Source organism: Nonomuraea marmarensis (assembly GCF_043197025.1).
GTDB lineage: Bacteria > Actinomycetota > Actinomycetes > Streptosporangiales > Streptosporangiaceae > Nonomuraea > Nonomuraea marmarensis.
Genome location: NZ_JBICRM010000003.1, coordinates 280,299 through 304,509, shown reverse-complemented (window position 1 = coordinate 304,509; position 24,211 = coordinate 280,299). Strand labels below are relative to the sequence as shown.

Annotated in this window: 23 protein-coding genes; 1 reads left to right on the top strand and 22 read right to left on the bottom strand. The window is 69.5% G+C overall.

Annotated features, from left to right (window positions below; genetic code table 11):
* The 21 genes from ACFLIM_RS06855 to thrC form a co-directional block, all read right to left on the bottom strand.
* Nucleotides 1-903, bottom strand: coding sequence for a F0F1 ATP synthase subunit gamma (locus ACFLIM_RS06855; RefSeq protein ID WP_393163083.1), 903 nt, complete (start codon nt 901-903; stop codon nt 1-3).
* Between the two features lie 2 nt (nt 904-905).
* Nucleotides 906-2,555 carry a F0F1 ATP synthase subunit alpha gene (atpA, locus tag ACFLIM_RS06850; protein ID WP_393163081.1) on the bottom strand — a complete coding sequence of 550 codons (1,650 nt, stop codon included), beginning with the start codon at nt 2,553-2,555 and terminating at the stop codon, nt 906-908.
* 24 nt (nt 2,556-2,579) lie between these two features.
* Nucleotides 2,580-3,389 (bottom strand): F0F1 ATP synthase subunit delta, encoded by an 810-nt coding sequence (locus ACFLIM_RS06845; RefSeq protein ID WP_393163079.1) that lies wholly within the window; start codon nt 3,387-3,389, stop codon nt 2,580-2,582.
* Between the two features lie 34 nt (nt 3,390-3,423).
* Nucleotides 3,424-3,981 carry a F0F1 ATP synthase subunit B gene (locus tag ACFLIM_RS06840; protein ID WP_393163077.1) on the bottom strand — a complete coding sequence of 186 codons (558 nt, stop codon included), beginning with the start codon at nt 3,979-3,981 and terminating at the stop codon, nt 3,424-3,426.
* 34 nt (nt 3,982-4,015) lie between these two features.
* Entirely contained in the window at nt 4,016-4,246 is a 231-nt protein-coding gene (gene atpE / locus ACFLIM_RS06835) for an ATP synthase F0 subunit C (protein ID WP_393163075.1), read from the bottom strand.
* Between the two features lie 71 nt (nt 4,247-4,317).
* Complete coding sequence (gene atpB, locus ACFLIM_RS06830; protein ID WP_393163073.1) at nt 4,318-5,115, bottom strand: F0F1 ATP synthase subunit A; 798 nt, start codon at nt 5,113-5,115, stop codon at nt 4,318-4,320.
* A 67-nt stretch (nt 5,116-5,182) separates the two neighbouring features.
* Entirely contained in the window at nt 5,183-5,398 is a 216-nt protein-coding gene (locus ACFLIM_RS06825; RefSeq protein WP_393163071.1) for an AtpZ/AtpI family protein, read from the bottom strand.
* Between the two features lie 65 nt (nt 5,399-5,463).
* Nucleotides 5,464-5,886, bottom strand: a complete 423-nt coding sequence (locus tag ACFLIM_RS06820) for a hypothetical protein (RefSeq protein WP_393163069.1) — start codon at nt 5,884-5,886, stop codon at nt 5,464-5,466.
* Between the two features lie 130 nt (nt 5,887-6,016).
* The gene (locus ACFLIM_RS06815; protein ID WP_393163067.1) at nt 6,017-7,303 is read right to left on the bottom strand and encodes a glycosyltransferase family 4 protein; all 1,287 of its coding nucleotides are present in this window, start codon (nt 7,301-7,303) and stop codon (nt 6,017-6,019) included.
* A gap of 60 nt (nt 7,304-7,363) precedes the next feature.
* Nucleotides 7,364-8,626, bottom strand: coding sequence for a serine hydroxymethyltransferase (locus ACFLIM_RS06810; RefSeq protein ID WP_393163065.1), 1,263 nt, complete (start codon nt 8,624-8,626; stop codon nt 7,364-7,366).
* A gap of 63 nt (nt 8,627-8,689) precedes the next feature.
* Nucleotides 8,690-9,064: a hypothetical protein gene (locus tag ACFLIM_RS06805; protein ID WP_393163063.1), complete on the bottom strand. Its 375-nt coding sequence runs from the start codon at nt 9,062-9,064 to the stop codon at nt 8,690-8,692.
* Complete coding sequence (locus tag ACFLIM_RS06800) at nt 9,064-11,049, bottom strand: hypothetical protein (protein WP_393163061.1); 1,986 nt, start codon at nt 11,047-11,049, stop codon at nt 9,064-9,066. Before ACFLIM_RS06800 ends, ACFLIM_RS06805 begins: the two co-directional genes overlap by 1 nt.
* An 88-nt stretch (nt 11,050-11,137) precedes the next feature.
* The gene (locus tag ACFLIM_RS06795) at nt 11,138-11,785 is read right to left on the bottom strand and encodes an L-threonylcarbamoyladenylate synthase (protein ID WP_393163059.1); all 648 of its coding nucleotides are present in this window, start codon (nt 11,783-11,785) and stop codon (nt 11,138-11,140) included.
* 10 nt (nt 11,786-11,795) lie between these two features.
* Nucleotides 11,796-12,650 (bottom strand): peptide chain release factor N(5)-glutamine methyltransferase, encoded by an 855-nt coding sequence (gene prmC, locus ACFLIM_RS06790; protein ID WP_393163057.1) that lies wholly within the window; start codon nt 12,648-12,650, stop codon nt 11,796-11,798.
* Entirely contained in the window at nt 12,647-13,699 is a 1,053-nt protein-coding gene (gene prfA / locus ACFLIM_RS06785; protein WP_393163055.1) for a peptide chain release factor 1, read from the bottom strand. Before prfA ends, prmC begins: the two co-directional genes overlap by 4 nt.
* An 86-nt stretch (nt 13,700-13,785) precedes the next feature.
* Complete coding sequence (rpmE, locus tag ACFLIM_RS06780; protein ID WP_393163053.1) at nt 13,786-14,004, bottom strand: 50S ribosomal protein L31; 219 nt, start codon at nt 14,002-14,004, stop codon at nt 13,786-13,788.
* 190 nt (nt 14,005-14,194) lie between these two features.
* Nucleotides 14,195-14,830, bottom strand: coding sequence for a response regulator (locus ACFLIM_RS06775; RefSeq protein ID WP_393163051.1), 636 nt, complete (start codon nt 14,828-14,830; stop codon nt 14,195-14,197).
* Between the two features lie 10 nt (nt 14,831-14,840).
* On the bottom strand, nt 14,841-16,106 hold the full coding sequence (locus ACFLIM_RS06770; RefSeq protein ID WP_393163049.1) for a sensor histidine kinase: 1,266 nt from the start codon (nt 16,104-16,106) through the stop codon (nt 14,841-14,843).
* A gap of 254 nt (nt 16,107-16,360) precedes the next feature.
* A complete protein-coding gene (gene rho, locus ACFLIM_RS06765; protein ID WP_393163047.1) occupies nt 16,361-18,472 on the bottom strand; it encodes a transcription termination factor Rho in 2,112 nt (703 codons plus the stop codon).
* A gap of 457 nt (nt 18,473-18,929) precedes the next feature.
* The gene (gene thrB / locus ACFLIM_RS06760; RefSeq protein ID WP_393163045.1) at nt 18,930-19,835 is read right to left on the bottom strand and encodes a homoserine kinase; all 906 of its coding nucleotides are present in this window, start codon (nt 19,833-19,835) and stop codon (nt 18,930-18,932) included.
* A 26-nt stretch (nt 19,836-19,861) separates the two neighbouring features.
* Nucleotides 19,862-20,920, bottom strand: a complete 1,059-nt coding sequence (gene thrC, locus ACFLIM_RS06755) for a threonine synthase (RefSeq protein WP_393163043.1) — start codon at nt 20,918-20,920, stop codon at nt 19,862-19,864.
* Nucleotides 20,921-21,162: 242 nt separating this feature from the next.
* On the opposite strand from thrC, the gene ACFLIM_RS06750 reads away from it, so the two are divergent.
* Nucleotides 21,163-22,560, top strand: a complete 1,398-nt coding sequence (locus ACFLIM_RS06750; RefSeq protein WP_393163041.1) for a glycosyltransferase — start codon at nt 21,163-21,165, stop codon at nt 22,558-22,560.
* Between the two features lie 18 nt (nt 22,561-22,578).
* On the opposite strand, the gene ACFLIM_RS06745 is transcribed toward ACFLIM_RS06750, so the two are convergent.
* Nucleotides 22,579-24,198 carry a glycosyltransferase family 2 protein gene (locus ACFLIM_RS06745; RefSeq protein WP_393163039.1) on the bottom strand — a complete coding sequence of 540 codons (1,620 nt, stop codon included), beginning with the start codon at nt 24,196-24,198 and terminating at the stop codon, nt 22,579-22,581.
* Between the last annotated feature and the right edge of the window lie 13 nt (nt 24,199-24,211).

The window sequence follows — 24,211 nt, the reverse complement described above, 5'->3', positions numbered from 1 at the left end:
TCACTCTTTCCCCGCTGCGGCGTCAGCGAGCGCGTTGGCGCCACCGACGATCTCGCTGATTTCCTGGGTGATCTCCGCCTGGCGAGCCTGGTTCATCTGCATGGTGAACGTGCGGATCAGCTCGTTGGCGTTGTCCGTAGCGGACTTCATGGCGCGGCGCCGCGCGGCCTCCTCAGACGCCGCCGACTGCAGCAGCGCCGTGAAGATGCGGGACTCCACGTAACGCGGCAGCAGTGACTCCAGCACGTCCGCCGCGGTCGGCTCGAACTCGAAGTAAGGAGGGATCGCGGTGGACTCCGTCGCCTCGGTCTCCTCGACCTCCAGCGGCAGGACCCGCTTGACCACGACGTTCTGGGTCAGCATCGAGACGAACTCGGTCGAGACGATGTGGATCTCGTCGATCCCCTCCTCGTCCTTGAACGACTCGATCAGCGTGCCCGCGATCTCCTTGGCGTCGGCGTAGGCCGGCTTCCTGGAGAAACCGACCCACTGGCCGCCCATGTCCCGGCTGCGGAAGGTGTGCCAGGTGACACCCTTGCGCCCGGTGACGAACGGCACCACGTTCAGGCCGCGGCTCTGCAGCAGCCCGCGCAGGGCCTCGGCCTCGCGCAGCACGTTGGCGTTGAAGCCGCCGCAGAACCCGCTGTCGCTGGTGACGATGAGAACGCCCGCCTTGACGGGATTCTCCTTCTCCACGGTCAGCGGATGGTCGACGCTCGCCGCGTTGCTGACGACGCCCGTGACGGCGCGAGTGATCTCACGCTCGTACGGCAACGCCGCCTGCATCCGCTGCTGCGCCCGCACGATCCGCGAGCTGGCGATGAGCTCCTGGGCACGCGTGATCTTGGCGGTCGACTTGACCGACCTGATCCGCCGCCGCAGCAGCCTTAGCTGGGCACCCATGACTACTTCTCCGCCGCCGGACGGACGACCTTCTTGATCTTCTCCTGGCCGACCTCGCCGGCCTCGAGCGGAGCGACCGGCTCGTCCTTGACCAGAAGCTCGCCCGATGAGGTGGTGAAGCCCTTCTTGAACTCCGTGATGGCGTCCTTGAGCGCGGTCACCGTGTCGTCGTGCAGGTCGTTGGTCTCACGGATGGCGTCGAAGACGCCCTTGTGACCACTCTGCAGGAAGTCGAGGAACTCCTGCTCGAAGCGGCGGATGTCCTCGACCGGCACCTCGTCCAGCTCACCGGTCGTGCCGGCCCAGATCGAGACGACCTGCCGCTCGGCCGGGAACGGCGAGTATTGCGGCTGGATGAGCAGCTCGGTCAGGCGCTGACCGCGGTCGAGCTGGGCGCGGGAGGCCGCGTCCAGGTCGGAGGCGAAGGCCGCGAAGGCCTCCAGGTCGCGATACTGCGAGAGGGACAGGCGCAGCGTGCCCGCGACCTTCCGCATCGCCTTGATCTGCGCCGAGCCGCCGACTCGGGAGACCGAGATACCGACGTTGATCGCGGGCCGGATGCCGGCGTTGAAGTAGTCGGTCTCCAGGAAGCACTGACCGTCGGTGATGGAGATGACGTTGGTCGGGATGAACGCCGACACGTCGTTGCCCTTGGTCTCGATGATCGGCAGGCCGGTCATCGAGCCGCCGCCCATGTTGTCGGAGAGCTTGGCGCAGCGCTCCAGGAGGCGGGAGTGGAGGTAGAAGACGTCACCGGGGAACGCCTCGCGGCCCGGCGGGCGGCGCAGCAGCAGCGAGACGGCGCGGTAGGCGTCGGCCTGCTTGGTGAGGTCGTCGAAGATGATCAGGACGTGCTTGCCCTGGTACATCCAGTGCTGGCCGATGGCCGAACCGGTGTAGGGGGCGATGTACTTGTAGCCGGCGGGGTCGGACGCCGGGGCGGCGACGATCGTGGTGTATTCCAGGGCGCCGGCCTCTTCGAGGCGGGAACGCACCTGGGCGATCGTCGAGCCCTTCTGGCCGACCGCGACGTAAACGCAGCGCACCTGCTTCTCGGGGTCGCCCGAGAGCCAGTTGTCGCGCTGGTTGAGAATCGTGTCCACGGCGATCGCGGTCTTGCCGGTGCCACGGTCACCGATGATCAGCTGGCGCTGGCCGCGGCCGATCGGCGTCATGGCGTCGATCGCCTTGATGCCGGTCTGCAGCGGCTGCTTCACCGGCTGCCTCTGGACAACCGAGGGGGCCTGCAGTTCGAGGGCGCGCAGGCCCTCGGACTCGATGGCGCCCTTGCCGTCGAGCGGGTTGCCCAGGGGGTCGACCACACGGCCGAGGAAGTTGTCGCCGACGGGCACGGACAGGACCTCGCCCGTCCTGCGGACCGTCTGGCCCTCCTCGACGCCGCTGAATTCGCCCAGGACCACGACACCGATCTCGCGGGTGTCGAGGTTAAGTGCCAGGCCGCGCGTGCCGTCCTCGAACTCGAGCAGCTCGTTCGCCATCGCCGAGGGAAGGCCGGAGACATGGGCAATGCCGTCGCCGGCGTCGACGACGGTCCCGATCTCCTCGCGCGCGGCGCCTTCCGGTTCGTACGCCTGGACGAAGCGCTCAAGCGCGTCCCGGATCTCGTCCGGCCGGATCGTAAGCTCCGCCATCTCTACTCTGTCTCCCTCTTTGCCCTAGCCGGCCAACCGGCGGCGGACTTCTTCGATTCGTCCCACAATGGTGGTGTCGATGATCTCGTCGCCGATGCGGACCGAGAACCCACCGAGCACTCGCTTGTCCACCTCGACATTCAGGTGCACGTCGCGCCCGTAGGAGGCGCTCAGCCACGCCGCCAGGCGCTGCTTCTGCCCCTCGGACAGCTCGACCGCGCTGCGCACCACCGCCACGAGGCGCTGGCGCTGCTGGGCCACGAGCTGGCCGAACTCCTCCAGTCCTGTTTCCAGGCTACGCCCACGCGGATGCACCGCGACCTGCGTGATCAGGCGCAGGCTGGTCGGGGCGACCTTGCCGCCGAGCAGGTCGCGCAGGAGCTGCTCCTTGCCCGGCTCGGGCGCCGCCTGGTCGGCGAGCGCGCGGCGCAGGTCAGAGTTGGCGGCGACGATGCGGCCGAAGCGGAAGAGCTCGTCCTCCACGTCGTCGATCCTGGACTGGCCCTCCGCCTCCGCCGCCGCGGCGACGACGCCGAGCCGTTCGAGCACGTCGGCCAGGTCACCGGCGCGGGACCACGTGGCCGAGACCGCGGTCTCGGTGGTGGCGATCGCCGCCTCGCTGACCTTGCCATCGAGCAGCGCACGCACGGTGCGCGCCTTCTGCTCGGCGGCCCTGGCCGGGTCGGACAGGGCACGGCGCAGGCCGTGCTCACGGTCGAGCAGATCCGCGACGGCGAACAGCTCGTCGGAGAGCGCACCGAGGTCGGCACTGCCGGCGACCGCGTTGAACCGCTCCTCGACCACGGCCAGCGAGGCCCTGCTCAGCCCTCTCATCGGCCGCTCACCCTGTCACTGCTGGCGGTTACCATCAGCGCACCGCCTGCGCGTCGCTGGACTCGAGCTCGTCGAGGAACCGGTCGACGATGCGGCTCTGCCTGGCCTCGTCTTCGAGGGACTCGCCGACGATGCGGCCGGCCAGGTCGGTCGACAGGCGACCGATCTCCGCGCGGAGCTGGGCGAACGCCGCCTGGCGGTCCGCCTCGATCTGGGCGTGCGCGGCCTCGACGAGACGGCGGGCCTCGGCCTGCGCCTCCTCGCGGAGCTCGGCCTTGATCTGCGCGGCCTGCTCGCGAGCCTCCTCGCGCAGCCTGGCCGCCTCGTGCCGGGCCTCGGCGAGCCGGTCGCGGTACTGCTGCTGCAGGTCCTGCGCGACCGCCTGGGCCTCCTCGGCTCTCTTGATGCCACCCTCGATCGCGTCGGTCCGCTCAGCCAGCGTCTTCTGGATGCGCGGTACGAGGATCTTGCCGACGACGACAAGGACGACGAGGAACGAGAAGATACCGACGACGAGCTCGTACGTGTGCGGGACGAGGGGGTTGAACCCACCCTCCTCCGGCGCGGCGAGGAGCTTAGCTGCCATTGTCATGGTTGCAGCCTTTCGTCAGAGATTCTTCCGGTCGTCAGATGGCCTGGAAGAGGAACGGGGCGACCAGACCGATCAGGGCGAGGGCCTCGGTGAGGACGAAGCCGAGGAGCATGTTCTGGCGAATCAGGGGGTACGCCTCCGGCTGGCGGGCGATGGCCTGCACGCCCTGACCGAAGATGATGCCGACGCCGATGCCGGGGCCGATGGCGGCGAGACCGTAACCGATGGCGGTGACGTTGCCGGAGACCTCAGCGAGAACGCTCATTGCTGTATTCCTTTACTGGACGGCCGGTGAAGCGGAGTCTCACCGGTCATGGATATTCCGGTATGTGGTTCTCAGTGTTCAGCGTGCAAGGAGCCACCGATGTACATCGATGCCAGCATCGCGAAGAGAAATGCCTGCAGGAACTGAATGAAGATCTCGAAGCCGGTGAAGATGATCGTCATGATCACACCGACGACGCCGACCCCCGCGCCGAGCGGGGTGAGCTTCTCGAACAGGAACCAGAAGCCGACCATGCTGAAGAACGCGAGCAGCATGTGCCCGGCGAACATGTTGGCGAAGAGCCGGACCGCGTGGGTGAACGGCGCGATGATCATGTTCGACAGAAACTCGATCGGCGACAGCAGCAGGTAGATCGCCTTCGGCAGGCCGGGCGGGAACATCATGTTCTTGAAGTAGCCGCCCAGGCCCTGGTGCTTGATGCCGAGGTAGATCTTGAGTACGTAGATCGAGAGCGCGAGCACCGCCGGGAAGGCGATGTGCGAGGCCACCGGGAACTGGGCGATCGGGATGACGCCCATCAGGTTCCACAAGAAGACCAGGAAGAACAGAGTCAGCAGCAGGCCCATGAACCGGTCGGCGTCCTTGCCCAGAAAGGGCCGGGCGACCTGGTCACGGACGAACATGTAGCCGTACTCGGTGATGTTCTGGACGCCCCTCGGCACGAGCTTCGGCTTGGAGAAGGCCGCCCAGCACAGGCCGATCACGAGAATCGCGCTGAGCGTCGCCAGCAGGACCGGCTTGGTGAACCATTCGACCCCCGAAATGATCGGGGGCAGGTCGAACAGCTCGTTGGGCGTAGGCGCCCCGAACTGGTCACCAGGAGGAGCGAGGACCGTCAGCGTGTTCACGCGGCGTTCCCTTCAACGTCGTAGTGGATCACAAGGGTTTCCTCAGCGAAGCCATTGCCGCAGCGGGTTAGCGGCTGAACTTCCGGTAGGCCAGGTAGCCCGCGAGCACCAGCCCCAAGACGGTGCCTATGGGAAAGAACGCGGACGTGTCGAGCCAGCGGTCCAGCAACCACCCGATGCCTCCGTAGATCGCCATCCCGGCGAGCAGATAGCTGGGGATCGACCACATGGCGTCGGCGAAGTCGCGACCGTCTTCTTCGGGTCGGCGTTCGTGTGCGCTCATCGCGGGCCCGAGGATAGCAGGCAAGTAGAGGACTAGTCATATCGGGCCCCGCCCGGATGCCGGCCTCATGAGTCGCCCCTTCCGGGGACGGATGCCTCGGGGTCGACGTAGAGCATCTTGGTTTTGATGAAGGCGCGCACCTCAAAGCCGGTCCACACCAGCGTGCAGACGACGACCGACCAGGCGAACGCCCGGGAGTCCCAGGCCGTGGTGTCACCGAACGCGCTCAGCACGATCATGATGACGACGACCTTGACGAGATAGCTGACCATCGCGGCGATCGCCATCAGCTGGGGGGAGACCCGTGCGGCATAGGACACCGCTACCACGCTGATGCTGAAGAAAACCCCGACGAGCAAGGTGCCGATCGCCGCGCCCAGCGCTCCCTTGCCGCCTGCCGCCAGCAGTGCCACGACCACGGCGACCAGTCCAACCGCGAGGGTCGGAATCGCGGCGCTCTTGAGAATGCGCACGTCGTTGGCCTGCATTGGTGCTCCATCAGCATGTTATCAAGCGAGCGTTTGCTACCTCCAGAAGCGGTGCATCTGGAGTCCCTGCTCGTGAAAGATATCACAAGCTCACGGAAGACCGCTTTTACCTGCCGTTTCTAGTTCGCGATCAAGAACGGCTCGGGAAGGCGGGAATGACCGGATTGCCCTCGGCAGAAGCACGCTCGTGCGTGGGGCCGTCCGCGGGCGGCACCCGCCGCCTGACCTCGGTCTCCGGCAGGATCGGCGGCATCGGCCCGGTGGGCGGCCCGTCGTCGTCGGGCTGCTTTCTGCCCCGGGAGGCGTGCGTCCCGCCCCTGCCCCGCCAGCGCGGCAGGGCCATCAGCACCAGAACGGCCAGCGCGAGCACGATGACCACGGGGAACAGCAGGACGGGCACGCCGATCGTGGACATCCCCACGATGCCGAAAGCGAACAGGAACGCCCACGCGTACATGATCAGCACGGAGCGCCGGTGGGAGTGGCCGATGTCCATCAGCCGGTGGTGCAGGTGGCCGCGGTCGGGCGCGAACGGCGACAGGCCGTGCGAGGTGCGCCGTACCACGGCGGTTATCAGGTCGACCAGCGGCAACACCAGCACCGCGGCCGGCAGGAGCAGCGGCAGCAGGACCGGCACCTTATTCATGCCCTCGATGATCGCCGGGTCGAGCGGCGTCACGGTGACGATGGAAGAGGCCAGCACGAGCCCGATCAGCATCGCCCCCGTGTCGCCCATGAAGATCTTCGCCGGATGGAAGTTGTGCGGCAGGAAGCCCAGGCAGGTGCCGATGAGGATGGCGGCGATGGCGGCCGTGGTGGTGATGCGCCCACCGCTGATGTTGTCGGCGAGGAAGATCGAATAGGCCCAGGTGGCCATGCCGGCGATGCAGACGATCCCGGCCGCGAGCCCGTCGAGCCCGTCGACGAAGTTGACCGCGTTGATCGTCACGACCACGACCATGATGGTGATGACGGTGCTGAGCGTGTAGTCGAGGCTGGTGGAGCCGCCCCAATCCTGCGGCAGCGGGATGTACAGGAGCCGCAGGTCGAAGAAGACCAGCACCCCGGCCGCCGCGATCTGCCCGCCGAGCTTGATGAAGGCGTCCATGCCCCACCAGTCGTCGAGGAATCCGGTCAGCGTGATGAGCCCGCCCGCGACGATCAACGCCGTCACCGCGTTGCCGTCGGACTCGGCCAGCGCCTCGCCGGTGTGGGTGAGCCGGCTGGCGACCAGCAGGCCCGCGACCAGCCCGCCGTACATGGCCAGGCCGCCCAGCCTGGGCGTCGGCGTGGTGTGCACGTCGCGCGCGCGAACCTCGGGCATGGCGCCGATGCGGATGGCGAAGCGACGCACCAGCGGGACCAGCAAGTAGGTCACGGCCGCTGAGATGAGCGCCATGAACAGGTATTCGCGCACGGATCTAGTTTCCCGGATGCTCCGGCCGAGTGTGACCGGAAAACGACACAGACCAGCTTATTATTCGCTGAGATATGGCTGATGGATGGCAAGAAGCGCCGAGACTCTTTCCCGAACCTCGCCCGCGCTGCCCGGATCCCGCACCGCCCGGGTCACCAGAGTGCCCACCTCTTTCAGCTCCTGAGGTCCCATGCCCTGGGTGGTCACGCACGGCGTGCCGACGCGGATCCCCGAGGTCACGGAGGCGGGCTCGGGGTCGTACGGGATCACGTTGCGGTTGAGCGTGATCCCGGCGGCGGCGCACCTGCGCTCCGCCTCGGCTCCGGACACATCGAGGTCGCGCAGGTCGATCAGCGCCAGATGGGTGTCCGTGCCGCCGGACACGGCCCGCATCCCCTCGCCGGCCAGCGTCTCCGTCAGCGCCTGCGCGTTCACGATCACCTTTTTGGCGTAGTCGGCGAACTCCGGCCGCATCGCCTCCGCGAACGCCACCGCCTTGGCCGCCACCACGTGCATCAGCGGCCCGCCCTGGATGAACGGGAACACCGCCCGGTCGATCTTCTTCGCCAGCTCCTCGGTGCACAGGATGGCGCCGCCGCGCGGCCCGCGCAGCACCTTGTGGGTGGTGAGCGTCACCACGTCCGCGTACGGCACCGCCGACGGGATCGCGCCACCCGCCATCAGCCCGATCGGGTGCGCCACGTCGGCCAGCAACCACGCCCCCACCTCGTCCGCGATGCCGCGGAAGGCAGCGAAGTCGATCAACCTCGGGTACGCCGTGGCGCCGCACACGATGAGCTTCGGCTGGTGGCGCAGCGCGAGATCCCGCACCTCGTCGTAATCGATGAGTTCGGTGTCGCGACGCACGCCGTACGAGACGACGTCGAACCATCTTCCGGAAAAGTTCACCTTGGAGCCGTGGGTGAGGTGGCCGCCGTGCGGCAGGGCCATGGCCAGCATGGTGTCGCCGGGCTGGAGGAGGGCGGCGTAGGCGGCCAGGTTGGCGGAGGCTCCCGAGTGGGACTGGACGTTGGCGTGCTCGGCTTTGAAGAGTTTCTTGGCTCGCTCGATCGCCAGCCGCTCGGCCCGGTCCACGACCTCGCAGCCGCCGTAGTAACGCCTGCCGGGGTAGCCCTCGGCGTACTTGTTGGTGAGCGTGGAGCCCAGGGCAGCCAGGACGGCGGGCGAGGTGAAGTTCTCGCTCGCGATGAGCTGGATCCCGCCGCGCACCCGGTCCAGCTCGTCGAGCAGGACCTGCGCGAGCTCGGGATCCTGCCTCTGCAGCAGCCCGAAGTCCGGACCATAGTAGGGTTGCTCACCCATTTCCCCACTGTACGACCTAATGTCCGTTTCTCCCATACGTCGGTGATTCCCCGAAATTTCACCTCACGGGAAGGCGTGTGGTGCGTTGGCGGTCGTCGGGATCCAGCGCGGCGTATCGGCCGCTTCGTCGCTGATCGAGGTGAGCACGGAATGGCGGTAGACGGCGAGCCTGGTGCGCCACTCGCGGATGTCCTGGACGTAGCGCTCGCCCACGGGGGCGTCCCACGTCTGAGGGCTCCTGGCCAGGCCGTACGCCTTGTCGAGGGCCGTTCTGAGCGTTTCGAGCTGGGGCAGGACGGTGTTCCACGCGACCACCAGGCGCTGGTAGTCGGGATTGAACTCCCAGGCCCTCGGAGGGTTCTCCAGGGGGCCTGCGGTGCTGGCGGGCGGGGTCTCGTCGCGTTCTTTGGGTTTGGGGGCCGGGGGGTCTACGTACATCACGGGTTCCTTTCCGGCGTACCGGGATCGATCGACCCCGGTGGGCCGTCCGGCCCGATGTCCTTGGGTGCCCACTCGCCCTTGCCGTACTCGCCGGCGGGGATCTCGACGGAGGGCATGTCGAGGGGCTGGATGTCGCGCACGTTGTCGATCAGGACTCGGAGGGCTTCGGGGTCGATGGGCGGCATGTCCACGGACACCACGTCACTGCCGTCATTGGCCCACGCACTGACCCCCGATCCGGCCGCCTCGTAACCGGCCCCGCCGGCGGCTTCGGCCCTCGACGGCGTCTCCGCCCCATAACCGGCCTCGGCGACCGTTGCCGTGGCCGGCGGGGCAGCCGTGGTGCCGGTGGGCGACTCGGCCGCGGGATTCGTCGGCGGGATCGTAACGGGCGCGCCTTGGTCGCCCGTCCTTTGGCCCGTCCCCTGGTCGCCGGTCCCTCGGTCCCCGGTCCCCCGGTCGCCGCTGTCCCGGTCACCCGTGCCCTGGTCATCGCCGGTCCCCTGGCCGGGCTGGTCGCCTGTGGACCCGCCCGGCAGGGCATCCTTGTCACCTGGCGTAGCGCCAGAATCACCTGGAGTCGCGCCTGCGCCACCTGGGGCCGTGTCCACGCCACCCGGCCTCGTATCGCCGGGGATCGTGTCCGCGCCACCCGGCCTCGTATCGCCGGGAGTCGTATCCGTGCCGGAGGCGCACGCGTCGTCGGCCCCCGCGGTGGTGGCGGCGTTGTCGGCCGGTGTGGTCGGCGGGGCTCCGCCGTCGTCCATAGCCGCCGATGTCGGTGGGAGCGTCACCGTGTCACCTCCGCCCGTACTCGGCCCGCCCGCGTCGATCGAGCCCGCGGGGCCGTCCGGGCGGATGTCGCGCTCGGCCCACTCGCCCTTGCCGTACTCGCCCGCGGGGACCTCGACCCCGGGCATGTCCTGCGGCTGGATGTCCCTGTGGTTCTCCACCACCGTCTTCAGCGCGTCCAGGCTGGGCGGGGTGGTGTCGGCGGAGACCACGTCGCTGCCGTCGTTGGCCCAGGTGTTGACGTTCGCGGCGGCGGTGGTGTCGGCGGGCAGCTTCGGCATTTCGGCGGGTTGCACGTCGTCGGTGTTCTCGAGCAGGGCCTCCAACTGCTCGGCCGTGGGCGGATCGATGGGCACCTGGAGGACCTTGACGCCATCGACCACCACGATCTGCGGCTTGGTCGCGTCCTGCTGGTCCTTGGCCGGGGCGCCGGGCACGCTCGCGTCCGCCTCGGCCCCTCGGTCGCGCCTGCTGTCCTGGTCGTCGTCCTTGGGCTCGTCCGCGGGCTGGTCACCGGTCCCGCCATCGGTCCCGCTGTCCTGCCCCGTCCCGGTGTCCTGCCCGGTACCGGTGTCCTGCCCGGTACCTGCGTCCTGCCCGGTACCGGTATCTTTGCCGGTCCCCGTGTCCTCGGCGTCGTCGCACGTCTTGCCGTCGGAGTCCGTCTTGGCCTCATCGCCGGTCTTCGTGCCGTCACCGGTCTTGGCTTCCTCGCCGGTCTTGGCGTCGTCGCCCGTCGTCCCGTCCTTGCCGGTCGTGCCGTCCTTGCCGGTCTTCGGCTCCTCGCCCGTCTTGGCGTCCTCGCCGGTCTTCGGTTGTTCGCCCGTCCTCGCGTCGTGGTCCTTCGGGGGGACCTCGTCGGCGCGTGGATTGTCGTACTTGTCCTGATCCACGCGCACATCCTTCGGCTCGTCGTCCTCGGTCGAGCCCGCCCCCATCCCGGGAACGTCCCCCCGAGGCTGATCCACCCGCTTCTCCAGCACGCCGAGCCGGACGTTGACGTCCTTGACCATCTCGTCAGCCGCGTCGGCGACCTGCGCGGGACGATGGGTGGTCTGGGTGGCGAGCCCGGCGCGGTTCATGGCGAGCCTGACCCGGTCCTCGACCGTACGCATCTGCGTGGTCGCGTGCTTCACCTCGGTCAGCAGGTCACGGACCAGCTTGGGATCCATGCCGTCGAACTTGCCCATGGGCCACTCCCGGACGTATCGCCGCTCCGGGCCTCACCGTAATCTTGGCCGGAGCACGATCGCAGCCGGGATAAGCAGACGGTATACGTCAGTCGTCGGTGGCGACGTAGCCGATGATGCCGCGCAGCTTCTCCACCGGGATCGCCCCGCGCCGCAGCAGCCGGGGCACGGCCGTGGTGAGGTCGATGATGGTGGAGGGCGTGTTGTCGGTGGTCTTGCCGCCGTCGAGGTAGACCGCGATCGACTCGCCGAGCTGCTCCTCGGCCTCCGCGGCGGTGACGGCAGCGGGCGCGCCGGAGCGGTTGGCGCTGGAGACGGCCATGGGACCGGTCTCCTTGAGCAGGTCGAGCGCGACCGGGTGGAGCGGCATGCGTACGGCCACCGTGCCCTTGGTCTCACCCAGGTCCCAGGAAAGGGCCCTGTTGGCCTTGCAGACCAGCGTGAGCGGCCCCGGCCAGAAGGCGTCTATCAGATCCTGCCCATAAGGCCCCAGGTCGTCTATGAGCGCTGTGGCGGCTCTGACGGTGCCGACGAGCACCGGCGGCGGCATCTCGCGCCCGCGCCCCTTGGCGTCGAGCAAGGCGGTGACCGCCGACGGCGTGAAGGCGTCGGCGCCGATCCCGTAGACGGTGTCGGTCGGCAGCACCACGAGCTCGCCGCGGCGTACGGCGGCGGCGGCCTCCGTCAGTCCCTCGGTCCGCTGGTCAAGGTCGGAGCAGTCAAAGCGTCTTCCCACGGCGTGCATCCTAGTCCTGGCCCAGCTTGGCCGTGACGAAGCGGTCCCTTCTGGTGAGGTCCTGGCGAAGGCGTACGTCCCGCCAGCCGTTGTCCTCAGGGAATGTCAGGTAGACCGCCCTGCCCTGCTCGTCGGCGTGCTCGACGACGACCCAGCCGCCGGGCCGCAGCAGGCGGCGGGCCGTACGCTCGACCGCCCGCACCTCACCGAGCCCGTCGTCGCCCGAGCCGTAGAGCGCCCTGGAGGGGTCGTAGTCGCGCACCTCGGGATCGCGCGGGATCGCGCCGGGCGGGATGTAGGGCGGGTTGGAGATGACCAGGTCGACCTTGCCGTTGAGCTCGGGCAGTGCCTCCGCGAGGTCCTCGGGATGCAGGTGGGTGCGGCCCTGGCCGTGTTCGGAGATGTTGCGCTTGGCCCATGTATACGCCCCCGGATCGACCTCCACGGCGTGCACCTCGGCCAGCGCCACCTCCTGGGCGATCGAGAGCGCGATCGCGCCCGAGCCGGTGCCCAGGTCGACCACGAGCGGGGCGGTCACGTCCATCGCGCGCAGCGTCTCGATGGCCCAGCCGGCCACCACCTCGGTCTCGGGCCGCGGCACGAACACGCCGGGCCCGACCGCGAGCTCCAGATAGCGGAAGTAGGCGTGGCCGGTGATGTGCTGCAGCGGCTCGCGGGCCTCGCGCCTGGCGACGCCCTCCCAGAACAGCGCGTCGAAGTCGGAGTCCTTGACCGTGTGCAGCTCGCTCCTGCGCACGCCGTGGACGAACGCCGCGATCTCCTCCGCGTCGGTGCGCGGGGAGGGGACACCTGCCTCGGCCAGCCGAGCGGTGGCGAGGGCGATCTCGTCCAGCAGAAATGTCATGAGTGTTGTGCGAGCTTCTCCGCCATCTCGGCGTCGATGAGGGCTTGGGTGACGGCGCTGAGCTCGCCGTCGAGAACCTGGTCGAGGTTATACGCCTTGAAGCCGACCCGGTGGTCGGAGATGCGGTTTTCCGGGAAGTTGTAGGTGCGTACGCGCTCGGAGCGGTCGACCGTGCGCACCTGCGACTTGCGCTCGGCCTGGGCGGCGGCGTCGGCCTGCTCCCGCGCCACGGCCAGCAGCCTGGCGCGCAGGATGCGCATGGCCGACTCCTTGTTCTGGAGCTGGCTCTTCTCGTTCTGGCACGAGACGACCACACCGGTGGGCAGGTGGGTGATGCGGACCGCGGAGTCGGTGGTGTTGACGCTCTGGCCGCCGGGGCCGCTGGAGCGGTAGACGTCGACGCGCAGGTCGTTGGGGTCGATCTGGACGTCCACCTCCTCCGCCTCCGGGTAGACGAGCACGCCCGCGGCGCTGGTGTGGATGCGGCCCTGCGACTCGGTGACGGGCACCCGCTGCACGCGGTGCACGCCGCCCTCGTATTTGAGCCTGGACCACACGCCCTCGTCGCCCTTGGCCTTGATGCCGACCGTGACGTCTTTGTAGCCGCCGAGGTCGGAGGACTGGGTGTCGATGATCTCGGCCTTCCAGCCGAGCCGCTCGGCGTATCTCAGATACATCCGCAGCAGGTCGCCCGCGAACAACGCGGACTCCTCGCCGCCCTCGCCCGCCTTGATCTCCATGATGATGTCCTTGTCATCGTTGGGATCGCGCGGGATGAGCAGGTGCCTGAGCTTCTCCTCCAGCCGGGGGATGCGCTCTTCGAGCTCCGCGGCCTCGGCCGCGAACCCCTCGTCCTCACCCGCCAGCTCCTTGGCGGCGCTCAGGTCGTCACGGGCCGAATCGAGCTCGCGGTAGGTGCCCACGATCGGCGTGAGCTGGGAATAGCGCCTGCCGAGGGTGCGGGCCTTGTTCTGGTCTGCGTGCACGGCGGGGTCGGCGAGCTGCAGCTCCAGCTCGGAATACTCCTTGAGCAACTCGTCGAGGTTCACCGTGCGTCCTTCGTCTGGGTTAGGGCCGTTTCACCAACAACGCCGACCCGGCGCACCGGGGTGCGTCCGAGCCGGCGTGGGTGAAGCTACTTGCCCGTGGTCTTCTTGCCGAAGCGCTTCTCGAAGCGAGCCACCCGGCCGCCCGTGTCGAGGATCTTCTGCTTGCCGGTGTAGAACGGGTGGCAGGCAGAGCACACGTCGGCGTGGATCACGCCGCTTTTCGCGGTGCTACGGGTGCTGAACGTGTTACCGCAGGAACAGGTCACCTGCGTCACGTTGTAGTCAGGGTGGATGTCGCGCTTCATCGCTGTCCTTTCGGGGTGCGGCCGCCGGGTCGCCGTCACGCGTGGCGTGAACCGGAACCGCAAAATGGTCAGCTACCAGTGTGCCAGATCGTGCAACCAACCCAGGCCATCCGGCATTCCCACGATCTTCACGGGGTCGCCACTGACGTCACACCAGCCTCCCCCGCACGGCTCGCCCGCCAAAGAGGCGTCAACGACCTAAGTACGTCAGCACGGCGAGCACCCGCCGATGGTCCTCCGGCGCCGGTCCGAGGGCCAGCTTGGTAAAGATGCCGGAAATATGCTTCTCCACCGCGCCCTCCGTGACGACCAACCGGGAGGCGATGGCGGTGTTCGAGCGCCCCTCCGCCATCAGGGCCAGGACCTCGCGCTCCCGGGGAGAGAGCGAGTCGAGCGGGGCGCCCCGGCGCTGGCGGCTGAGCAACTGCACGACCACCTCGGGATCGATGACCGTGCCGCCCGCCGCCACCTGCCGCACCGTCTCCAGGAACTCCGCCACGTCCGCCACCCGCTCCTTCAGCAGGTAGCCGACGGCCTTGCCGATGAGGTCTCCGGCGTAGCGCTCCTCCACGTACTGCGACAGGACCAGGATCGGGAAGTCCGGCCGGGCCGCGCGAACCTGCAGCGCCGCCCGCAGGCCCTCGTCGGTGTGGCTCGGCGGCATGCGCACGTCGACGATCCCCAGGTCGGGCTCGTGCTCACGCACCGCGGCGACCAGCGAGGGCCCGTCGGAGACCGCGGCGACGGTGACGATGCCCCCGTCGGCCAGGAGTCGCGCGAGCCCCTCGCGCAGCAGTACGGAGTCCTCTGCGATGACCACGCGCATGAGCACATGACTACCACTCGCAGGGCAGCTCCGCACGCACGAGAGTGGGGCCGCCCAGGGGGCTGTGCAGGACGAGCACGCCGTCGATGGTGGCCGCCCGGTCGGCCAGCCCCGACAGGCCGCCTCCCGGGCTGACGAGCGCCCCGCCGATGCCGTTGTCCCACACGTCCACGACCACCCCGCGGTGGTCCCTGACGACTGTGACCGCCGCCTCGGTGGCCGCCGCGTGCTTGGCCATGTTGGCCAGCGTCTCGGCCACGATGAAGTACGCGATGCTCTCCACCGCCGCCGGGGGCCGTTCGGCCAGCTCGACGGACACGTCCACGCGGACGGGCGCCCGCGCGGCCAGCCCCGACAGAGCGGCGTCGAGCCCGCGGTCGCTCAGGATGGCCGGGTGGATGCCCCTGGCCAGGTTGCGCAGCTCGGCAATGGCGGCCTTCGTGCCCGCGTGGGCCTGGGCGATGAGCATCCTGGCCGCCTCGGGCTCGGTGTCGAACTTCGACTGCGCCCGCCCCAGGTCCACCGCGACGGACAGCAGCCGCTGCTGCGCGCCGTCGTGCAGGTCTCTCTCGATCCTGCGCCGCTCGGCCTCGGCCGCGTCGATCCCCCTGGCCCTGCTGGCCCGCAGCCGCTCCTCCTCGCTGCCGCCGAGCAGCACGACGGCGAGCGTCCCGTGCAGCCAGCCCATCCCTCGCACGAGGTACGCGCTCAGCACGAGCAGCAGGGCGCCGAAGAACGCGGCGACGAAGGTGCCCGGCCAGTTGTCGATGGTGAGGTCGGTGTAGAGGCCCGTCGCGGCCCACAATGAGGTCAGCACGGGCTGGATGAGCAGCATGACCGTCGCCGACCACAACACGATCGACACGGCCGCCTCGACCAGCCCCAGCGGGAGCAACATCAGCAGGTAGCCCAGGTCCTGCCAGGTGGCCGAGTCGGCGAGCAGCCAGCGGAGGTGCGCGCCCAGCCCGCGTTCCGGCCTCGGGCGGTAGGGGTCGGCTATCTTGACGCGGAACGCCGCGTACATCAGCCGTCGCTCCAGCATCGCGCCCCCGCGCCACATCAGCACGGTCGCCATCATCAGCGGCACGCCCACCCAGACGACCGCCAGCGTGAGCGAGATCGGCACGGCCATGGACAACACGATGAACCAGCCGATCCCGAACGCCCCGCTGACCAGCAAGTACGGGGCCGCCCGCCAGGTCATCGGATCGACCAGGACCCCCAGCGGCCCCTTCGGGCCAAGGGGCACGCGGTCTTTCAACGCCACCGATCGCATGCCCACCAGCGTGCCCGCCGAAGCCTCAGGAGTGAATGCGGCGAGCGTCCGTCCTCGGGGTAGGGCTATCCCCCTCCCGCCACACCCGTGAGCCCCCCTCGGCAGACCCGCTCGCACATTGGACTCGAACTTCCGCGCAAGAGCCGGCACGTGCCAGGCGGGACGTTCCCAAAGCCGAGCCCCGGAACCCCACACAGACCGAGAGGGGCGGCAGGGAGAACCCCCTGCCGCCCCTCTCGTACTACAAGAGCCAGCTAGTCGCGGTCGTTGCTCACCGTGGTCTTCTGGACCTGCATGAGGAACTCCGCGTTGGACTTGGTCTCCTTCATCTTCTCCAGGAGCAGCTCAAGCGCCTGCTGCATGTCGAGCGCGTGCAGCACCCGCCGCAGCTTCCAGACGATCTGGAGCTCTTCCTTGCCCATGAGGATCTCTTCCTTACGGGTGCCGGACGCGTCCACGTCCACCGCGGGGAAGATCCGCTTGTCGGCCAGGGAGCGGTTGAGCTTGAGCTCCGCGTTGCCGGTGCCCTTGAACTCCTCGAAGATGACCTCGTCCATCTTCGACCCGGTCTCGACCAGGGCCGTGGCGAGGATCGTCAGCGAGCCGCCGTTCTCGATGTTGCGGGCGGCGCCGAAGAAGCGCTTGGGCGGGTAGAGCGCCGTGGAGTCGACACCACCCGACAGGATGCGACCGGACGCCGGGGCCGCCAGGTTGTAGGCGCGGCCGAGACGGGTGATCGAGTCGAGCAGGACGACCACGTCGTGGCCCAGCTCCACCAGGCGCTTGGCCCGCTCGATGGCGAGCTCGGCGACCGTGGTGTGGTCCTCGGCGGGACGGTCGAAGGTCGAGTGGATGACCTCGCCCTTGACCGACCGCTGCATGTCGGTGACCTCTTCAGGCCGCTCGTCCACGAGCACGACCATCAGGTGGCACTCGGGGTTGTTGTAGGTGATCGCGTTGGCGATCGCCTGCAGCACCATCGTCTTACCGGCCTTGGGCGGCGAGACGATCAGGCCGCGCTGGCCCTTGCCGATCGGCGAGACCAGGTCGATGATCCGCGTGGTGAGGATGTTGTGCTCGGTCTCCAGGCGCAGGCGATCCTGCGGGTAGAGCGGCGTCAGCTTGTTGAAGTCGGGCCGGTTGCGGGCCTGCTCCGGGTCCATGCCGTTGACGGTGTCGAGGCGGACCAGGGCGTTGAACTTCTCGCGCCGCTCGCCCTCGCGGGGCTGCCTGACGGCGCCGGTGATGACGTCGCCCTTGCGCAGGCCGTTGCGGCGGATCTGGGCCAGCGAGACATAGATGTCGTTGCTGCCCGGCAGGTAGCCGCTGGTCCTGACGAACGCGTAGTTGTCGAGGATGTCGAGGATGCCGGCGATCGGGATGAGTACGTCGTCGTCGCCGATGACGGGCTCGCCGCCCTCGAAACGGTCACGGCCACGGCCACGGTTGCGTTCCCTGAAGCGGCCTCTGCGGCCACGCCCGCCGCGGTCGTCGTCATCCCCGCCACGCTGGTCGCCACGCTGGTCGCCACGCTGGTCGCCACGCTGGTCGCCACGCTGGTCGCCACGCTGGTCACTGCGCTGGTCACTGCGCTGGTCGCCACGCTGATCACCGCGCTGGTCGCCACGCTGATCACCGCGCTGGTCGCCACGCTGATCACCGCGCTGGTCGCCACGCTGATCACCGCGTTGATCACTGCGCTGGTCGCTCCGGCCGCCGGAGTCGGCGGCGCGTTCGCGCTGGTCGCTGCGGCCACCGTCGCGTCCGCCCTCACCGCGGTCGCTGCCGAAGCGGTCGCCGCTACTGCGGTCGCCACGCTCACGGCGCTCGCCGCGGCTGCGGCGCTCGCGACGGCTCTCGCCGCGCTCGGCACGCGGGTCGCCCTGCCCGGCCTCCGCGGGCTGCGCCTGCTGCTGCTCCACGACCGGCTCGGCCGGGGCGGCGGCGACGGGCTCGGGGGCCGCGACCACGGGCTCCGCGGGCTGGGCCACGGGCTGCGGGGCGGGGTCCTCGACGGTCTTGGCGCGGGAACGTTCCCTGCGCGTGCGGGTGGGCCGCTCCGCAGCGGGCGCCGCCGCCTCGGTCGGGGCGGGAGCCTCCGCGGCGGGCGCGGAAGCCGGTGCGCTGTCTCCGGAACCGCCACCCTGCTTCTCCTGGATGGCCGCGATCAGCTGGCTTTTCCGCATGCGCCCGGTCCCGCTGATGCCCAGCTCCGCGGCCATCTTCTGCAGCTCGGGCAGCACCTTGGCGGACAGGCCGGTGCCGGAGCGACGCGCACGCGGCTTGGCCGGGGCGCGGGTGGGGGTGTCGCCGGACGCCGGCTCAGCGCCTGATGCGTCGGAGAGGAGTTCGGTGGTGTCGCTCAACTAAAAGGTCCTTCCCAGGGGTCGGGCGCCGGTTTTGTTCTGCCGGGCGTCCCGGAGGTGCTTGCGATCCGGCGGGACAGACCGGGTCGGGGTGCACTTTGCGATCTTCGGCTGTCGCTGGAGACGGCCGCCACTCTTGGGGAGGGGCTGGTCCACGCCGCCAATGGGCCGTGGCGCGTGGCTGACACCCCCCAGATTGCTGTCGCCAACCAGATGTCGAGATGAATCGAACGCGCAGGTCCCCGTCGTCGCCACCTCGCGTCGAGCCAACCGGGTGTGGGCCAACCGGAGGCAACGGATTCCGGGGAGACAGCCATGCTGCCCACGCCTCGCGACGTGAAGCATGATGCGGCGATGTATGGCTGACAAGCACGCACCCACCAAGGGGGCAACTGGTGCGGCTACCAGCCTAACATCACCAGCGCACACGGCTATTCCCTGAAGGTCTAAAGAGGCATCAGCGTGTCTCGGGGAACTGAACGTTCGCACCAACCGGGTCGACGTCCATTTGCTGGATGTGCCAGTCATTACCCACTTCTGGCGCGATCAAATCCTGCGTATCCGATGTCGAAAACGCAAGAACCGTGGGACCCGCTCCCGAAACGACTGCGGGCACACCCACTGCACGGAGACGTTCTACCAGATCCGCGCTCTCCCGCATCGCAGGCGCGCGGTAGTGCTGGTGGAGTCGGTCTTCGGTGGCGGCGAGCAGCAGCCCTGGCTCCGGCCGCTGGGTCAGCGCGGCGATCAGCAACGCGGCCCGTCCGGCGTTGAAGGAAGCGTCCTTGTGGGGCACGTCCTTCGGCAGCAGCCCCCGCGCGGTCTCCGTGGCCAGCCGCGTCGAAGGAACGACGACGACCGGGCGGATGCGCTCATCGGGAGCTAGTTTCACCATACGCGGTGACCCGGTGTGGTCGGACCAGGCCACGGTCAGCCCGCCGGCCAGGCACGGGGCCACGTTGTCCGGATGGCCCTCCATTTCGGTGGCCAGCGCGAACACCTCGTCGTCGGAGAGTTCGCCATCGGCCAGAGCACGGGCGGCGAGGATGCCCGCGCAGACGGCCGCCGAGGAGGATCCCAGGCCGCGGGCGTGCGGGATCCTGTTACGGCACCGCAGGCGGATCCCCTCCGGCTGAGGGACCCCCATGGCGCCGAACGCCTTGCGCATCGCCCTGACGATCAGGTGCCCCTCGCCGAGATCGACCTCCCCCGCGCCCTCGCCCTCCACGGTGACGTGCACACCCCGGTCACCGGTGAGCGTGGCCTCGACCTCGTCGTACAGGCTCAGTGCCAGCCCCAGCGCGTCGAACCCCGGCCCGAGGTTCGCCGACGTGGCCGGCACGCGAATTTCAACGGTCCTCATTCACTCTTTTCCTCCCCGTGCCGCCGTCAGGCGAGGTTCAGCGCCGCCGCGGCGGCGTGGACGTCGATGGGGATGACGACCGGCGCCGGCGCGCCCGAGATGGCCCAGTCGGGGTCCTTCAGCCCGTTGCCCGTGACCGTGCAGACGATGAGCTGCCCCGCCTCGACCAGCCCCTGCGCGTGGGCCTGCAGCAGGCCCGCCACGCCGGCCGCCGACGCCAGCTCCACGAAGACGCCCTCTTCCTGCGCCAGCAGCTTGTACGCCGCCGCGATCTGCCTGTCGGTCACCGCCTGGATGGCCCCGCCCGACTCGTCGCGAGCCGCCGTGGCCAGCCCCCATGAGGCCGGGTTGCCGATGCGGATGGCGGTGGCGATCGTGTGCGGATGCGCCACCGGCGCCCCCTCGACGATGGGCGCCGCCCCGCTGGCCTGGAAGCCGAACATGCGCGGCCGCTTCGACGCCACACCATCGTCGAAGTATTCGCGATAACCCATCCAGTAGGCCGAGATGTTGCCCGCGTTGCCGACCGGGATGCAGTGGATGTCGGGCGCGTCGCCCAGCGTGTCGACGATCTCGAACGCCGCCGTCTTCTGCCCCTGCAACCTGAACGGGTTGACCGAGTTGACCAGCGCGATCGGGTAGCTGGACGACAACTTGCGGGTCATCTCCAGGCAGTCGTCGAACGACCCCTCGACCTGCAGCAACGTGGCCCCGTGAACGAGCGCCTGGGCCAGCTTGCCCATGGCGATCTTCCCCCGCGGCACCAGCACGGCGCAGGTAAGCCCTGCGCGAACGGCGTAGGCAGCGGCCGACGCCGAGGTGTTGCCGGTGGAGGCGCAGATGACCGCCTTGGCCCCCTCCTCGACCGCCTTGCTGATGGCCATGGTCATGCCGCGGTCCTTGAAGCTGCCCGTAGGGTTGGCCCCCTCGACCTTCAGGTAGACGTCACACCCCGTGAGGGCGGAGACGCGGTGCGCGGGCACCAGCGGCGTGCCGCCTTCGAGCAGCGTGATGACAGGCGTCTTCGTGGTGACAGGAAGACGCTCGCGATATTCCTCTATGAGGCCACGCCACGACCTGCTCATGATGACTCTCCTACCTGCGGTGTTGGGCATCGAGTGTACGGGGTGCGGGGGGGTTGTCGCGGAGCCGCGTCCACGGGTCGGACCAGTTCATTAGACAGGGGCACTATTCAGGAAATTCTCAGCATCTCCCGATAAGGTCTCGGCAGGGGGTCACCACCATGAACGCGCGTCCTGCTTTGCGGCAGAACGACTATTCACCAGTAGCGGCGCCACCGCTCGGCGCCTGGTCACCCGCTCTTTCCGTGAGCGTGGTGATACCGGCTCACGGCGGGCAGGACCGGCTGGATCTGACGCTGGCCGCGCTGGCGGCGCAGACGTACCCGGGCCATCTCCTGGAGGTCCTGGTCGTCGACGACGGCAGCGAGCCGCCGATCCGGCTGCCCGAGATCAGACCGGCCGGCACCCGCGTCGTGCGGGTGCGCGACGGCTGGGGCATCTCCAACGCCGTCAACACCGGCGCCAAGGCCGCCGACGGCGAGATCATCCAGCGGCTCGACGCCGACATGGTGGCCTGCCGCGAGCACATCGAGGCCCTGGCCCGCTGGCACCACGAGACGGACTACCTGGTCACGATCGGGATGAAGAAGTTCGTCGAGGCGCCGCCCGTCACCCCCTCACAGGTGTTCCAGGCGGGGGGGCTGGGAGAGGTGTTCGACCTGGCCGGGGCCGTGTCGAGCTCCACCGAGGCGACGATCGCCAAGACCGACGGGCTGCGCAAGAGCCGCAACCCGTACCACGTGTGCACGGGGCCGACGTTCGCCCTGCACAGGGAGGTGTTCCACGCCGTGGGCGGGCTGGACCCGACCGTGGTGCGCGGGGAGGACACCGAGTTCTCCTACCGGCTGGCCATGCACGGCGTGGTGTTCGTGCCCGACATGGAGGCGCAGGCCGTGCACCTCGGGTTGCCCGCGCAGCACCGCGACAGGGAGCGGGCCGTGCGGGCGGTCGAGCCGTACCTGGCGCACCGGATCCCGCTGCGCAGGGACCTGCGCAAGGAGCGGGGGCGGCGGTGGCTGGTGCCGTACGTGGAGATCGTGCTCGACGTCACGGACACGTCGGAGGCCGTGGTGCGGCAGGCGGTGTCGGCGGCGCTGGACGGCAAGCTGCAGGACGTCGTCGTGACGCTGGTGGGGCCGTGGTCGCGGCTGGACCCGCGCCGCTTCGGCCTGTCGGACCCGTGCTTCGAGCTCCGGTTGATGCGCGACCTGTTCGCGCACGACGAACGTATCCGCCTGATCGACGAGGCCGCCCCGACGCCCGCGCCGACGCCGTTCCGCTACCGTGGGCCGGTGGACGTGCCGCTGCACCGGGCGACGCTGGAGCGCATGATCGAGTCGGTGCAGAAGGACCTCACGGGCGTGCTGGTCGTGGACCTTCCCGACGGGCGCACGGCCCGGCTGGAGCGCACCTCGGCGCTCGGGCGCGCCGCCCTGCTCGCCGGCGCGGGCGCGGACCTGGACGCCGTCATCGACACCACCCATGGGGTACGCCACGAGCCGCCGGACCGCTTCTGGCCCGCGCCCACGCAGCCGGACCCGGTCACCATTCCTGCTCCGGTGAAGGCTCCGGCCGACTCGCCCGCGGAGACACCGGAGAAGACGCTGCTGAGACGCCTGAAGTCGGCCCTGCGCCCGAACTGACCACGCCCTGTGACGCGTTTAGCCGCGGAGGCGTTTGCGGAGGGCGCGTTTCATCGTGGAGGACATCAGGGCGCGCAGGCTCTGCTGGGCGCGGCCGGCGGCGGCGAGCCGGCGGCGCAGGGTGCCGACCTCGCGGCGGAGCTCCACGGCCGACTTGCGCCAGCGGCCCGCCTCCTCCTTCCACTTGGCCACCTGGGCGCGCAGCCGCTCGGCCTCCTTCGCCAGCCTGGCCGCCTCCGCCTGCGCCTCCACCCGCGCCCGGTACGCGCCGCGCCGCCCGAGCAGGGGCGCCGGGTCCGTGGTGAAGCCGTAGGTCTCGGCCTCGACCCAGGAGACGCCCGACACCGCGTCCACCGCGTCGTCCAGGTCCTCACCGGGGGCGACCACGAGGCGGGCCCTGGCGAAGGCGGACGCGCGTTCGAGGCGGGCCGCGACGACGCCCTGGGAGGACTCGTGGAGCAGGATGTTCACCAGGCCGAGGCCCTCGTCCCTGGCCAGGTCCAGCAGGCGGGCCAGGGAGTCCTCGCCGGGGATCCAGCCGGGCGGCAGGCGCAACACGAACGGCACGGCCGGATCGACGCCCTCCCCGGCACGACCGGACCGGCGTACCCGGCCTTCGTGCTGGTAGTGGCCGTGGACCAGCACCAGGTCGAGGTTGGGGTCCTTCAGTGGGGCGCGGCGGTCGCGTTCGAGCGTGTCCCAAGGGCCCAGGAGGAGTACGGAAATGTCGGGAACGGTGCCGGCTAACAGGGCATCCACCGTCGCCCGTACCGGGTCGTAGCCCGCCGTGCCGTCCACGACCACGGTGACGTACGGGACCTGCCACTGGCGGCCCGGATGGCCGCGGAGCCAGCGGTAGGCCGGGATGCGGTCGGCCACGAACGCGTGGCTCACCCGGTCGATCGGCTGCTTGTCGCGCATCCGCATCGTCGGACCGAGGTGGTAGGCACGGGCCGCGGGCTCCGGTACGAAGACCGCGCCCGCCTGGCTCAGCCGGTAGCCCATCTCGGTGTCCTGGCCGAGGATCAGCTCGTCGTCCATCGGGCCCGCCGCTTCGACCAGCCGGGCGTTGACCGAGGTCGCGCCCCCGACGTGCAGGCTGAACGGGCGCTGGGGGTTGTCGGTGAGGCCGTCGGTGCGTTCGACGAGGTCGACGATCCAGGCGTGCGGCTCGGCGGGCTCGAAGTGTTTTTCCAGGTCGTCGGGTAAATCGGCGGGCAACTCGGCGTCGGTGAACCTGATGTAGCCGGTCACGACCAGGTAAGGAGCCGCGTGGTGCCAGCGCATGTGGGCCTCGATCGCGCCCGGGGTGAGCACCACGTCGGAGTCGAGCCAGTGGATCACGTCGCCCGTCGCCTCGGCCAGGCCGGCGTTGCGGGCGCTGGCCCGGCCCGGCTGCGCGCAGACGATCAGGCGCGTCCCGGCGGGGCGGGTGGGGGGCAGGCGCAGCGGGGGCGTGCTGCCGTTGTCGACGACGATGACCTCGGTCAGCCCGGCCGGGTACGTCTGCCTGGCCAGCCCGGCCAGCACCAGGTCGAGCTGGTCCTGCCCGCCGTAGGCCGGGATGACCACGCTGACGGTCAGCTCCGGGGTGAAACGCTCCGGGGGCTGGAGCACGCGGTAGTCGTTGCCACGCACCCTCGCAGAGTTT